We start from the raw sequence: 14,118 nt of genomic DNA on the forward strand, positions 1-14,118 counted from the left end.
CACGTAGGATCGCGCTTCTGGGGGAGGCCGTCGCCGACGGGGGCGCCGGTGCGGAACTCCCGCACGAAGTCGGCCCGTAACGAGGGATTGATGCGCCGGTGAGCCAGATCGTCGTCAAACGCCCGCCGAGGTCCCTTCCTCCTGAAGTACCCAGTGAGGAACTGGTCCTGGAGTCTCCGCCCGAACTGCCGCGGGGTCAGCAGGAGGGCATGCTGATGCAGCTCCTGCCGATGCTCGGCATGGGCTCCTCGGTGGTGTTCTTCTTCATGCCGGGCGCGCATCCGTTCATGCGCATCATGGGCATCCTGATGCTCGTCTCGACGGTCGCGATGGTCATCGCGCAGCTTGTGCGGTTCCGGAAGGGTACGCAGGGGCAAATTGCCGATGTCCGGCGCGACTATCTCAAATACCTCGCGCAGACCCGGCGTACGGTCCGGCGCACCGCGCGCAAGCAGCGCGACGCGCAGCTGTATCTGCACCCCTCCCCCGAACAGCTGTGGTCGGTGGTGGCCGAGGGCTCGCGGGTGTGGGAACGCCGTGTGGGCGACAAGGACTTCGGGCACGTACGGATCGGGCTCGGCGCCCAGCAGCTGGCGACGCCCCTGGTCGCGCCGGACACGGCCCCGGTGGACGAGCTGGAGCCGCTCTGCGCGGGTGCGATGCAGCAGTTCCTGGCCGTGCACGGGTCGCTGGACGGGCTGCCGATGGCGGTCTCGATGCGCGCCTTCTACCACGTGACGGTCTCCGGTGAGCCGGAGGCGGCGCACGCCGCGGCGCGCGGTCTGATCTCCCAGCTGGTGACGTTGCACTCCCCCGAGGACCTGATGCTGGCCGTGGTCGCGGCCCGGGGCGCGCAGGAGCGCTGGGACTGGACGAAGTGGCTGCCGCACACGCAGGTGCAGGGTCAGGTCGACGGCGCGGGCACCAAGCGGCTGTTCGGCGACGACCTCGGCGAGCTGGAGTCGATGATCCGCTCGCGGCTCGACGGCCGGCCGCGGTTCAGCCGCGAGAACCAGCCGGTCCTGGACCAGCCGCACGTCGTGGTCGTGCTGGACGGCGGGATGGTGCCGCCGGACTCGCTGTTCGCGGCGCCGGAGGGGCTGCAGGGCGTGACCATCGTCGAGGTGGTCTCCGGTGAGCTGGACGAGCCGCGCGGTGGTCTGTCGGTGGTCGTGCGGCCCGGGCGGCTGCGCCTGGAGTCGGGCGGCGGTTTCGCGTACGAGGGGGTGCCGGACGGGATCTCCCTGCCGGCCGCCGAGGCGCTGGCACGCCAGCTCGCGCCGCTGCGGACGGGCGGCGGGGACGACGACGAACCGCTGCTCGCCAACCTGGACTTCACGGATCTGCTGAACCTGGGCGACGCCGGGTCGGTGGACGTGGCGCGGACCTGGCGGCCGCGGTCGGTGGCCGAGCGGCTGCGCGTGCCGATCGGTGTCGGCGAGGACGGCCAGCCGGTCATGCTGGACCTCAAGGAGGCCGCGCAGGAGGGCATGGGCCCGCACGGTCTGTGCGTGGGCGCGACCGGTTCCGGAAAGTCGGAGCTGCTGCGCACGCTCGTCCTCGGTCTGGCGGTGACGCACTCCTCGGAGACGCTGAACTTCGTCCTCGCGGACTTCAAGGGTGGTGCGACCTTCGCGGGCATGTCCCAGATGCCGCACGTCGCGGCCGTGATCACCAACCTCGCCGACGACCTCACGCTCGTCGACCGCATGGGCGACGCGATCCGCGGTGAGCTGCAGCGCCGTCAGGAGCTGCTGCGGTCGGCCGGCAACTACGCCAACATCCACGACTACGAGAAGGCGCGGGCGGCGGGTGCGCCGCTGGAGCCGCTGGCCTCGCTGGTCCTGGTCATCGACGAGTTCTCCGAACTCCTCACCGCCAAGCCGGACTTCATCGACATGTTCATCCAGATCGGCCGCATCGGCCGCTCCCTGGGTGTGCATCTGCTGCTCGCCTCGCAGCGGCTGGAGGAGGGCAAGCTCCGCGGCCTCGACACGTACCTCTCGTACCGGATCGGTCTGCGGACGTTCTCGGCGGCCGAGTCGCGCACGGCGATCGGTGTGCCGGACGCGTACCACCTGCCGTCGGTGCCGGGTTCGGGCTATCTGAAGTTCGGTACGGACGAGATGACGCGGTTCAAGGCGGCGTACGTCTCGGGGACGTACCGGACGGGCGGGCCGCGGCTCACGGCCGGGCAGATGCCGATCGAGCGGCGTCCGGCGCTCTTCACGGCCTCGCCGGTGCCGGTGGTGTACGCGGCGCCCGACCCGGCGTATCTGACGGCGCAGCGCGAGGAGGAGGACGACGCGCTCGCGGACACCGTTCTCGACGTGATCGTGCGGCGCCTGGAGGGGCAGGGCGTGCCCGCCCACCAGGTGTGGCTGCCGCCGCTGGACCAGGCGCCCTCGCTGGACCAGCTGCTGCCGGGGCTCGCGCCGACCGTGGACCGCGGTCTGACGGCGACGGAGTACACCCGTCCCGGCGGTCTGACGGTGCCGCTCGGCCTGATCGACAAGCCCTTCGAGCAGCGGCGCGAGGTGCTGTACCGGGACTTCTCGGGTGCGGCGGGCCACATGATGGTGGTCGGCGGTCCGCAGTCCGGCAAGTCGACGCTGATGCGGACGCTGATCTCGTCGTTCGCGCTGACCCACACCCCGGCCGAAGTGCAGTTCTACGCGCTGGACTTCGGTGGTGGCGGCATGGTGTCGCTGGCGGACCTGCCGCATGTCGGCGGGGTCGCGTCGCGGCTCGACCCGGAGCGGGTGCGGCGGACGGTCGCGGAGGTGCTCGGTGTACTGAACCGGCGTGAGGAGTTCTTCCGCGCGAACGCCATCGACTCGATCTCGACCTACCGGCGCAAGCGCGCCGCGGGTGAACTGCCGGGCGAGGCCTGGGGCGACGTCTTCCTGGTCATCGACGGCTGGGGCGGTTTCAGGAACGAGTACGACGGTCTCGAGCCGGTGGTCTCGGACATCGCGGCGCGTGGTCTGGGTTACGGCATCCACGTGGTCATCACCGCGGCGCGGTACATGGAGGTGCGGGCGGCGCTGAAGGACCAGATGCTGGGGCGTCTGGAGCTGCGGCTCGGCGACGTCATGGACTCGGAGTTCGACCGGAAGGTGGCGGCGAACGTGCCGCCGGGCGTGCCCGGTCGCGGTCAGGTGCCGGAGAAGCTGCACTTCATGGGCGCGCTGCCGCGGATCGACGGGTCGAGCTCGGCGGTGGACCTCTCCGAGGGCACGGCCGCGTTCGTGCAGGCCGTGAAGAGCAGTTGGACGAGCGCGCCCGCTCCGGCGGTGCGGCTGCTGCCGCGCCGGCTGCCGGCGGAGCAGCTGCCGAAGGGCTTCGAGTACCCGCAGCACGGCATCGCGATCGGTATCGACGAGACGAACCTGGAACCGGTGTTCGTCGACTTCGAGACGGACCCGTTCTTCCTGATCTTCGGCGAGAGCGAGTCCGGCAAGACGGGTCTGCTGCGGCTGATCGCCAAGCAGCTGTGCGAGCGGTACACCCCGGAGCAGGCGCGGATCGTGGTCGGCGACTACCGGCGCACGATGCTGGAGGCGGTCGCGCCCTCGCACCTGCTGGAGTACGCGCCGATGGCGTCGGCCATGCAGATGCACATGGACGCGATCAACACGGTGATGACGAAGCGGGCGCCGAAGCCCGACATCACCCCGCAGCAGCTGCGGGACCGCAGCTGGTGGACGGGTCCGCAGCTGTACGTGCTGGTGGACGACTTCGAGCTGGTGGCGACGAACTCGGGCAACCCGCTGCAGGTGCTGGTGGAGAACCTGCCGTTCGCGCGGGACGTGGGCATCCGCTTCATCGTCGCGCGCAGCGCGGCGGGCGCGTCGAGGGCGATGTACGAGCCCTTCATGCAGCGCGCCAAGGAGCTGGGCGCCCAGGGCGTCATCCTCTCCGGTGACCCGGGCGAGGGCGACATCCTCGGCAACGTCCGCGCGAGGCCGATGCCGCCGGGCCGTGGCACGTTCGTCTCCCGCAAGCGGGGCACGCCGCTGGTACAGCTGGGCTGGCTGCCGGAGAGCCACTGACGGCCTCGGGAGCGGCGAGGGGCGGTGTGGAGCATCCACACCGCCCCTCGCCGCTCCGGCAGCCGCCGGACGGTTCCGTCTCCGGCGTACGGGCCACGGCGCGGCGGCGTGGCCACTAGGCTGATCCACAAGCTTGACCACCGCACCAGGCTCGTTTCACAGCACAGATAAGGATCGCGCCGATGGCCGACGCCAGCGAGAAGGAACGCCAGAAGGAAGAGCTCTACGCGCTCGACATCTCCGACGTCGAGTGGCAGGGCGCGCCCGGGACCTCGCCGGACGAGGAGCGGGTGGAGATCGCGCATCTGCCCGACGGGGCGGTGGCGATGCGGTCGTCGCTCGACAAGGACACCGTGCTGCGGTACACGAAGGCCGAGTGGGACGCGTTCGTCCTGGGCGCCCGCGACGGGGAGTTCGACCTCCGGTAGGCGCCCGGACATGCGTGAGGGGGTGGCCCGTACGGAACGGGCCACCCCCTCACGCTTGTGCGCGTGGTCTCACATGCTCATGCGGAACCGGGCCGCGTTGCCCTTGTCCGTGTCCTGGTAGCCGATCACGGACTCGTCGAGCAGCTGCGCGATGCGCTGCAGGTCCTGGTTGATGCCGGCCTGGTCCCTGGCGATGCGGGTCTGGCTCTCCTGGTACGCCTCCTTCGCGTCACCCTCCCAGTTGGAGGCGACGCGGTTGACCTCGGCCATGAGGTCGGAGAGCTTCTGGTTGAGCTGGGAGGCGGTGAGACGGACGTCGCCGGCCGCCTGCGTCACGGTGTCGTAATTGACGGCAGTCGTCATGTTCTTGGCTCCTGGAGTGAGAGGTACGCGAAGACGGGGAGAGGACGAAGCCCTGAGGCTCAGGCCATGCCGAGGATGGCGCTCTGGCCCTGGCTCGTGTCGTCCATCTTCCGGAAGCTGCGAATGCGCTCTTCTTCCTCGCGGGTGAAGCCGTCGGCGCTCATCCGCATGTACTCCTCGAGCTTGATCAGCTCGACGCGCATGTTCTTCAGACGCAGGTTCAGGTCACCCTGGACCCGGTCGAACTCCTTCTGTGCCGCGCCCTGCCATCCGGCCTGAATGCGGTCCACCACGCCGTTCAGCGAGGTGATGCGCGCCTGGATCTCGTCGTGGAAGTCCTGGATGCGGCCGGCCAGCTTGGTCTGTTCGGCGCTGGTTGCCTTCAGGTTCGGATTCGACATCTTGCCCCTTCTTCCTTCGGTGGCGTCTCGACGGTCCCTGCCGTCGGGCCTTCCGGTCGTGATGCGGACGGGTATCTCTTGATGCCGCCCCCGTGCAGGGTCACTTCACTGCCGTGCCCCCGACAGTCACTCTAGCCATTCGGTACGACAGTTCCAACTGCAAAGGACCGAACTGGTACATGACTGTTTCGGTTCATCGAGCGACCCCGTGGCGGCGGCGGCTGTCGCGGATCACGACGGCCGTGCCGGCGACCACCGCCACCAGCACACCGCCGATCCCCAGCGCGTAGGTGGCGAGCCGTTCGGTGCGCTCCTGCGGCGTCTCCGTGAGGGCCAGATGGGCCGCCTCGGGCGCCGGAGGCTTGGGCGGGCCCGGGTCCTCCGTCGGCACGTCCGGCTGCGGTTCGGGCGCGTCGGCGAGTGCCTTGACCGGGTCGACGACTCCCCAACCGACGTGATTGTCCCGTCCGTTGACGGACCGTACGGCGGTCTGCTCGATACGGGCCACGATCTGGGCCGCCGTCCACTTCGGGTGCTTCGCGCGCAGCAGGGCGGCGACACCGGAGACGTACGGCGCGGAGAAGCTGGTGCCGTTGTCGACGCACTGGCCGCCGCCGGGGACGGTGGAGACCATGTCGACACCCGGCGCGGCCACGCCCACGAAGGTGCCGGACTGGGAGAACACGGCCCGTTCGTTGTTGCGGTCGGACGAGGCGACGGCGAGCACCCCGGGGAAAGCCGCGGGGTAGGTGTTCTTGAGTTTGCCGTCCATGCCGTCGTTGCCCGCGGAGGCCACGACCACGATGTTCTTCTCCAGGGCGCGGGCCACCGCCCTGCCCATCGGGGAACTGGTGTCGAGCGGCTGGGTGGTGTCCTGCGAGATGTTGATGACGTGGGCCTTCTGCGCGACCGCGTGGTCGATCGCCAGGGCCATCGTGTCGGACTTGCCGCTGTTCTTCTCGTCGTTCTGCCGGATCGGGATGATCGTCGCCTCGGGGGCGAGCCCGACGAAGCCGGTGCCGGAGCGGGGGCGCGCGGCGATGATGCCGGCGACCTTGGTGCCGTGGCCGACCTCGTCGACCGTGCCGTCGGTCTTGCCGCGCATCTCGTCGCCGGGGCCCGGGTTCTCCTTGTCGGGCTTCAGGTAGTCCTTGCCCGCCTTGGCGTCCACCGCGTTCTTCAGCTGCGGGTTGACGTCGTCGACGCCCGTGTCGATGACCGCGACGCGGACGCCCTTGCCCTTGGTGTCCTGCCAGAGCTCGTCGAGCAGGACCCGCTGGAGCGACCAGGGGATGCCCTCGATCTGCTTCTTCATCGGGAACGTGCACTCGCCGCTGCCGTCGAGGACGACGTCGCGCGGTTCCGCGGCCGCGGGCGGCGCGGCGAGGAGCCCCGTGAGGGCCGTGGCGGCGAACAGGGCCGCCGTACGGTACGTCACCACTGCCACCCCCTTACGAACCCTGCGGCTGACGCGCGCTGTTGGTGTCGAGCCTCGGCCCCTTGGACAGGAACTCCGACCACGTGATCGGGACGAGGAGCGGAGTGACCTTCTCGTAGCCGAGACGAGTCTGCGCCTCGCTCGGTTCCGGGCGGCCGTCGGTCTGCTTGTCCTGGTCCCCCGTGCCGATGTCGGAGCGGGCGGCGTCGCTGTCGCCGTTGGCCTGCACGGCGTAGCGCAGTCCGGTGTCGGTGACGAGGAAGAGCGAGCCGTCGGGCTTGGTCTGGTTGCCCTGGACCTGGGTGTAGAGCAGGCCGCTGCCGGGGGTGACGTACGTGCTGGTGCCGCCGGCGGTGATCTCGGCCGGGTACGTGGGACCGGCCCAGGTGGTCAGCGTCGTACGGCCCTTGTCGTCGACCTGGTTGAGCACGTTGCAGACGGTGTCCCGGGCGCCCGCGCCGGTGACCGAGTTGACCTGTTCGGACTTGCGGGTCGGCCAGCGGTACTCCGTGCCGAAGGTGGCGGAGTCCGGGGTGAAGGAGGCCGCGTCGACCGTGGTCGCCTTGCCGTCCATGTCCAGGGCGTCGGTCTGCGGCGAGTTGATGAGCAGCCAGGCCGTGAACTCCGAGACCGGCTGGACCTTGCCGGGCAGGACCACGTAGTGCTGCGGCCCGGAACCGGTCTGGGCGAGGAGGACCATGCCGACCCGGTCCTCGGTCTGGCTGAGGCTGCCGCCGCCGATGCCGGCCGGGTCGCCGACCTTGCCGGGGATCTGCGGGAACTCGACGGGGCTGCCCGTGTGCAGCGTGGCCAGCCAGTCGTCCGTGACCTGCTGCGGCTCCTTGTTGAGGCCGACGAGCGCCGTGGTGAGTCCGGCGGACTCGGTGGGGGTCCCGGGCACCAGGTACTTCGTACCCCGGTGGTCGACGAGGTAGCGGGCGCTGTCCTTCTGCCCCTTGACGTACATGATCTGTCCGTCCTTGAGCTGCCCGCCGCCCTCGGTGCGCGCGAAGTCGCGCTTGGCGAAGACGAACGTGGCCTTCTGGACGCTGCTTCCCTTGCCGCCGCCGGGCTGCTCGCACACGGCCCAGCGCTTGGCGGTCCCCGCCTCGTTGGCGTTCGGGAGCCGGTCGGGGGCGTACGGGATGCCGAGGATCGGGCCGCGCGGCGGCTTGCCCGCGTCCAGCAGCTTGTCGTCGACCTGGATGACCGAGAACTCCTGCGGGTTGAGCAGGAGCCGCGCCGAGGCCAGGTTGAGGACCGGGTGGAGGAGGGTCTTCTTGTCCTTGCCCTTGCCGGTGGTGAGCACGACGTAGCGGGTGGTCGACTGCTTGCCGACGATCACCTTGGCACCGGGCTTGTCCCAGCCCTTGGGGGCCTTGGGGCTGAACATGCCCCAGGCGCCGAACCCGGCGAGCACCAGCGCGCCGACGATGAGGCCGGGAACGACCGCGCGCAGCGGCCTCGGCGCTCCCTCCTCCGTACCCGAGGGCGAAGGTTGGAGGAATGCGGCCACCGTGCGCTTCTTCGCAAAGGTGTACGCGTTGAGCTCATCCCGCCGTGATGCCATGAGTCCCCATTTTCGTCAGGCGCAGTCTTCACCGACGAGTCCGGGGGGCATGGCACCCGGACTCCGGCTGTCGGACCGGCCCCCTACTATGCCTGCTGTCCGGTGGTGCTTGTGGGCCGGGTAGGGTGAACAGGCCGCCAAAGCCCTGGCAGGCCAGGGTGATCGGGACGAATTGGGGGGATTCTCCATGATGGCATCCGCGACGCGGACGCGGCCCGCGGCGGCCGCACCCTCCTCGGCGCCTCCGGCGCACTCTTCGGCGGGCGCGCCCTCGGCCGTCTCGCCTCGCCTTCAGGCACGCCCGGGACACTTCGGGGCGTTCCGATTGCAACAACTCGTCCTGATCGAGGTCGCGGCGGCGCTGCTGCTCGTGGCGTGGGTCATCGAGCCGTTGCTGCTGGTCCCGGCCGGTGTCGTGGCGACGCTGCTGGTCCTGCTCGCGGTCGTGCGCAGACACCGCCGCTCGATGCCGGAGTGGCTCACCACCTATCTCGCCCTGCGCACGCGGACGCGCCGGGCCGCCTCGCTCGTCGTGCCGGAGGGCACGGAGCCGGGCCTCGCGCCGGTCGTGGAGTGCGATCCGGCGCTGCGCACCTACGCGTACAGCGACCGGGACCGGCGGCCGGTCGGGATGGTCGGCGACGGCACGTTCCTCACGGCGCTGGTACGGGTCGAGTCGGAGGCCACGGCGCTGCGCCCGGACCGCGCGGCGCGGCCGCTGCCCGTCGGGATCGTCCGGGACGTCCTGGACGTCGACGGGATCCGGCTGGAGTCGGCGCAGATCGTGCAGCACACGCAGCCGGCGCCCGCTCCGCATCTGCCCGACCAGTCGATGGCCAAGCGGAACTACGCGCCGCTGCAGGCGCAGACGGGTTCGCCGGCGCTGCGGATCACCTGGGTGGCGCTGAAGCTGGACCCGGAGCTGTGCCCGGAGGCGGTCGCCGCGCGCGGCGGCGGCCTGGAGGGCGCCCAGAAGTGTGTGGTGCGGGCCGCGGACCAGTTGGCGAGCCGGCTGACCGGCGCCGGGTTCCGGGCGACCGTGCTCACCGAGCAGGAGCTGATCGCCGCGCTGGCGACGTCGACGTGCGCGAGCCCGATGGCGATCGCGCAGGCGGGACGCGGCCAGGCGCAGGCGCGGCGGACGCAGGAGACCGCGCGGACCTGGCGGGTCGACGACCGTCGCCACACGACGTACTGGGTGGGGCGCTGGCCCCAGCTGGGCGGCGCGGGTGGCGCGGGGGCGTCGATGCCGCAGCTGATCGCGCTGCTGACCTCGCTCCCGGCGCTGGCGACGACGTTCAGCCTGACGCTGAGCGGCGGTGACCGTCAGGAGGTGACGGTGGCCGGGCACGTACGGATCACCGGCCGCAGCGACGAGGAGCTCGTGGCGGCACGGCACGAACTGGAGCGTGCGGCGCGCGGGGTGAAGACGGGTCTGGTGCGGCTCGACCGCGAACAGGTTCCGGCCATGCTGGCTTCGCTGCCGCTCGGGGGTGCGCGCTGATGTCCTTCTCCACTTCGCCTTCTTCTTCACCGTCTCCCGGGGGCCAGGGCATGGGTCCGGCCGCCTCCGCCGGTACCGGCCCCCGCCACGGCGGGTCCGGGCGCGGTACGGGCCGGGGCGCGCGGCCCCGGTTCGGCTTCGGGCTCGTCGGTCCGCGCCGCGACCGGCACTCCGTACCGCTGGAGCAACTCGGCGCGCTGAGCCTCCCGGTGGGCGACGACGGCATGGTCATCGGTGTGGACGCCGAGGGCCGGCCCGCGGTGCTCGGCATCAACCGCCCGGCTCCGTACGACGTGACGCTGATCGGCGGTCTGTGGACGGCGCAGGTCATGGCGCTGCGCGCCGCCGCGACCGGGGCACGGGTGGCCGTCGAGACCGGCCGGGCCCAGGCGTGGACGGCGCTCGCGCAGGCCGCGGGCGGCGGTCAGCCGTGCATCACGCTGCACGACGTCGGGCGCGTGCCGCCGCAGGGCGCGTCGGCCGGCAGTCCGGTGGTCGTGGTGCGGGACTGCGGGATGCGTCCGCCGCGCGGCCGGGTCGTGTCGGGCCCCTGGCAGTCGGTGGTGACGCTGCTGCCGTATCTGAGCCCGGTGGCGCCGCGTCTCCTGGAGAAGTCCTCGCTGGTCGGCGTGCAGCGGGTGTCCCCGGACGAGGCCGCGCAGATCGGCCGGATCATGGGGCTGCCGCGTGGGGAGTCGGAGGCGTTGTCGACGCTCGCGGACGGTGTGACCCTGTGGTGCACGCCGAGTGACCGGCAGTTCGTGATGACGCAGGCGACGGACGCCGAGACCGGATTGTTGGGCAGCGCGCGCCGGATGGACTGACGGCGCGACGATTTCCCATCCTGTCCATATATGTACGGATGTGAATCGCCACGTGATCACCTGGGGGTTCACTCTGCGGTGCGGGTAGGTCACTTGGGGGCGAGACGTGACCGAGGGGGCCGGCGGGGGTGGGCAGTCTGGCCTGCCCCACGGACACGGTTGGCGTTTAGGGTGGGAGGGCCCGCCCACGACAGCACAAGGGTGCGCGACCACACCAGGAGGCAAAGTGAACGGCGATCGGGACGAGATCCACGGGGGTTGGAATCCATCCGCCGATGATCAGTCCGACGCGGATCCCGCCGAGATGACGGGTGAGTTCACCATCGACTACACCCCTCCGGCCTGGTACACGCAGAACGCGTCGGGATCGGCCGGTACGGGTGAGGCCGGGGGATCCGGCGGCGTGACCCCACCGCCGCCGACCGGTGCGCCCGTCGCTGTCCCGGGACTTCCGGCGGGCAGCGGCTTCGAGCCCACGTGGGCGCCTCCGGCCCCGGTACCGCCGACGCCCGCTCCTGCACCGGCCGCCCCTTCACCGACCGCACCCGCACCCACCGCGCCCGCACCGACCGCGCCGGCCCCGCCTGCTGTGGCCCCGCCTGCTGTGGCCCCGCCTGCTGTCGCCGCGGCGCCCGCCGATGGCGGGTCGCTCGGGGGCGGCGATCTGGAGAGCGGCGCGACCATGCGCTTCTCCCCCGCCGCGCTGAAGCGCGAGATGGCCGAGATCTCCGAGCGCGCGGCGGCGCAGACCGGTGCCGCGCCCGGCACCCCGGCCGCGGAAGGCCCCTCGGCGGGCGCCCCCGCCGCCGGTGACGGCTCGTCGGCCGAGCAGGCCACCGCGACGGGCGCCCCGGGTGCCTCGTCGGCGTCCGACGCCCCTGGCGCTCCCGCCGTGGACGGGCCCCCCTCCGCCGGCGCGCGTGCGTCGGGCGACGAGGCGGCGGCCTCGCCCGTCGGTGGCGCCACCACGCCGGAACTGCCCGCGGCGGCCGTGAGCGGCACGCCGGAGCCGGCCGCCGCGCCCGAGGGCACGGTGGACACCGCCGGCGCCCCGGCCCCGGAGGGCTCCGCCCCTGCGGAGCCGCCGGCGGCAGCGGACGGCACGGACGCCGTGGCGGACGACCACACGGCACCGGAGCCCGCTGACGAGACCACGCCCGGTTCCCCCGCAACGGACACGGCGGTGCCCGCCGCCGCGGCGGCGGACGAGACCTCCGAGCCGGGTGCCCCCGGCGCGACCGACGGCACCCCCGAGGCCCCGGCGGCCTCCGAGACCGCCGCCCCCTCCGACGAGCCCCGGGACGCGGTCCCCGCCGCGCTGCCGCCGGCGCTGCCCCCGGCACCCGAGCCGTGGAGCCCCGCCCCGCCGCAGGGCGGCGCCGGGCTGCCTCCGCTGCCTCCGTCGTTCCAGCCCGCGGCTCCGACGGCGGCGCCGCAGTGGCCCGCCCCGGTTCCCCCTGGCGACCAGCCGGCGCCGTCGGCCGCCCCGCTCCCGCCCGCCGCCTCATGGCCGGCGCAGACCCCGGAGCAGGCCCCGGCGCATCCGAACGCCCAGGCTCCCGTGCCGCCGCAGGGCGCCCCGGGCGGTTACGGCTTCCCGCACCCCGGCCAGCCGCTGCCCGCGCCCCAGAACCCGCAGGGTGCCTACGGCTTCCCGCACCCGGCCGTACAGCCGGCGCCTCAGGCTCCGCAGGGCGGTTACGGCTTCCCCCACCCGGGCGCGCAGCCCGCGCCCCAGAACCCGCAGGCACCGGAGGTCAACGCCCCGGCCCCGCAGGGCGGTTACGGCTTCCCGCACCCGGGTGCCCAGCCCGCGCCGCAGAACCCGCAGGGCGGTTACGGCTTCCCGCACCCGGGTGCCCAGCCCGCGCCGCAGAACCCGCAGGGCGGTTACGGCTTCCCGCACCCGGGTGCGCAGCCCGCGCCCCCGTACCCCCAGGCGCCCGAGGTCAACGCCCCGGCCCCGCAGGGCGGTTACGGCTTCCCCCACCCCGGCGCGCAGCCCGCGCCGCAGAACCCGCAGGTGCCCGGGCAGATGCACCCGGATCACCAGGTGCCGCCCCACCAGGCGCCCGTACCGCCGCAGGGCGGACAGCAGCCGCACCCGTCGCAGCCGCCGGTCGATCCGCGGACCGGTGCCGCGTGGCCCACTCCGGTCATGCACGACCAGCGCGAGCGTTCCGTGCCGGGTGCGCCCCTCGGCTACAACGCGGCCGTGGAGCTCTCCTCCGACCGGCTCCTGCGCAACAACAAGCAGAAGGCCAAGTCCAGCCGGAACCCGGGCGCCTCCGCCCGCTTCAAGATCGGCGGCAAGAAGGAGGAGGCCGAGCGGCAGCGCAAGCTCGACCTGATCCGTACGCCGGTCCTGTCCTGCTACCGGATCGCGGTCATCTCCCTCAAGGGTGGCGTCGGCAAGACCACGACCACCACCGCGCTGGGCGCGACCCTGGCCACCGAGCGGCAGGACAAGATCCTGGCGATCGACGCCAACCCGGACGCCGGCACGCTCGGCCGCCGGGTGCGCCGCGAGACCGGGGCGACCATCCGCGACCTCGTGCAGGCGATCCCGTACCTGAACTCGTACATGGACATCCGCCGCTTCACCTCGCAGGCGCCCTCCGGCCTGGAGATCATCGCCAACGACGTGGACCCGGCCGTCTCGACGACGTTCAACGACGAGGACTACCGGCGGGCGATCGACGTCCTGGGCAAGCAGTACCCGATCATCCTCACCGACTCCGGCACGGGTCTGCTCTACAGCGCGATGCGCGGGGTGCTCGACCTCGCCGACCAGCTGATCATCATCTCCACCCCGTCCGTGGACGGCGCCTCCAGCGCGTCGACGACGCTCGACTGGCTCTCCGCGCATGGTTACGCGGAGCTGGTGCAGCGCTCGATCACGGTCATCTCGGGGGTCCGCGAGACCGGGAAGATGATCAAGGTCGACGACATCGTGCAGCACTTCCAGACCCGCTGCCGCGGGGTCGTGGTCGTGCCGTTCGACGAGCACCTGTCGGCCGGCGCCGAGGTCGACCTCGACATGATGCGGCCGAAGACCCGCGAGGCGTACTTCAACCTGTCGGCGATGGTCGCCGAGGACTTCGTGCGGGCGCAGCAGGCGCAGGGGCTGTGGACCGGTGACGGCCAGGGCGGCCTCCCGCCGCACATGGCCCCGCCGATGCCGGCCCAGCCCGGCCAGCCGATGCCCGGTCAGCCCGGTCAGCCGTACGGAGGACAGCCGGCACCCGGTCAGCCGTACGCGCCCCAGACCCCGCAGCCGGGTCAGCCGTACGGTGGTCAGCAGCAGCCGTACCCGCAGGCCCAGCCGCAGCCGTACCCGCCGCAGCAGCAGCCCCATCCCCAGCAGCCCGGTCAGCCCGGGATGCCCCAGGGCTGGCAGCAGCCCCCGCAGACGCCTCCGCAGGCACCGCCAGCCCCTCATCAGTAAGGCGTCAGAGGAATAGACCAATGAGGCTCCGCACCGGCTCTCCGGTGCGGAGCCTCTTGGCATTCCCGCAGCCCACAAGGGGTTTGA

The 14,118-nt window shown here is 72.2% G+C and carries 9 protein-coding genes; 5 read left to right on the forward strand and 4 right to left on the reverse strand.

Going from position 1 to position 14,118, the window contains the following annotated elements; all coding sequences use genetic code 11:
- The first annotated feature begins 98 nt into the window (after positions 1 to 98).
- Together eccCa and ACFYV5_RS06330 are read left to right on the forward strand one after the other, a co-directional pair.
- On the forward strand, positions 99 to 4,055 hold the full coding sequence (eccCa, locus tag ACFYV5_RS06325) for a type VII secretion protein EccCa (protein ID WP_389165156.1): 3,957 nt from the start codon (positions 99 to 101) through the stop codon (positions 4,053 to 4,055).
- Positions 4,056 to 4,237: 182 nt separating this feature from the next.
- Positions 4,238 to 4,483 carry a DUF397 domain-containing protein gene (locus tag ACFYV5_RS06330; RefSeq protein WP_355116146.1) on the forward strand — a complete coding sequence of 82 codons (246 nt, stop codon included), beginning with the start codon at positions 4,238 to 4,240 and terminating at the stop codon, positions 4,481 to 4,483.
- Between the two features lie 69 nt (positions 4,484 to 4,552).
- On the opposite strand, the gene ACFYV5_RS06335 is transcribed toward ACFYV5_RS06330, so the two are convergent.
- The 4 genes from ACFYV5_RS06335 to eccB all read right to left on the reverse strand — a co-directional run bounded on the left by ACFYV5_RS06335 (position 4,553) and on the right by eccB (position 8,255).
- Positions 4,553 to 4,846, reverse strand: coding sequence for a WXG100 family type VII secretion target (locus tag ACFYV5_RS06335; RefSeq protein ID WP_355116147.1), 294 nt, complete (start codon positions 4,844 to 4,846; stop codon positions 4,553 to 4,555).
- Positions 4,847 to 4,905: 59 nt separating this feature from the next.
- Complete coding sequence (locus ACFYV5_RS06340) at positions 4,906 to 5,247, reverse strand: WXG100 family type VII secretion target (RefSeq protein ID WP_355116149.1); 342 nt, start codon at positions 5,245 to 5,247, stop codon at positions 4,906 to 4,908.
- A 193-nt stretch (positions 5,248 to 5,440) separates the two neighbouring features.
- A complete protein-coding gene (gene mycP, locus ACFYV5_RS06345) occupies positions 5,441 to 6,685 on the reverse strand; it encodes a type VII secretion-associated serine protease mycosin (protein WP_355116151.1) in 1,245 nt (414 codons plus the stop codon).
- 13 nt (positions 6,686 to 6,698) lie between these two features.
- Positions 6,699 to 8,255, reverse strand: a complete 1,557-nt coding sequence (eccB, locus tag ACFYV5_RS06350) for a type VII secretion protein EccB (RefSeq protein ID WP_389165162.1) — start codon at positions 8,253 to 8,255, stop codon at positions 6,699 to 6,701.
- 190 nt (positions 8,256 to 8,445) lie between these two features.
- Between eccB and eccE the strand changes: the two genes are divergently transcribed.
- From eccE to ACFYV5_RS06365, 3 genes are all read left to right on the forward strand, one after another.
- Positions 8,446 to 9,759, forward strand: coding sequence for a type VII secretion protein EccE (gene eccE, locus ACFYV5_RS06355; RefSeq protein ID WP_355116188.1), 1,314 nt, complete (start codon positions 8,446 to 8,448; stop codon positions 9,757 to 9,759).
- Between the two features lie 50 nt (positions 9,760 to 9,809).
- Positions 9,810 to 10,583: a hypothetical protein gene (locus tag ACFYV5_RS06360; RefSeq protein ID WP_355116154.1), complete on the forward strand. Its 774-nt coding sequence runs from the start codon at positions 9,810 to 9,812 to the stop codon at positions 10,581 to 10,583.
- 226 nt (positions 10,584 to 10,809) lie between these two features.
- Positions 10,810 to 14,031 (forward strand): SCO5717 family growth-regulating ATPase, encoded by a 3,222-nt coding sequence (locus ACFYV5_RS06365; protein WP_389165165.1) that lies wholly within the window; start codon positions 10,810 to 10,812, stop codon positions 14,029 to 14,031.
- Positions 14,032 to 14,118 lie beyond the last annotated feature (87 nt).

It is taken from the genome of Streptomyces sp. NPDC003035, assembly GCF_042888285.1.
Lineage (GTDB): Bacteria > Actinomycetota > Actinomycetes > Streptomycetales > Streptomycetaceae > Streptomyces.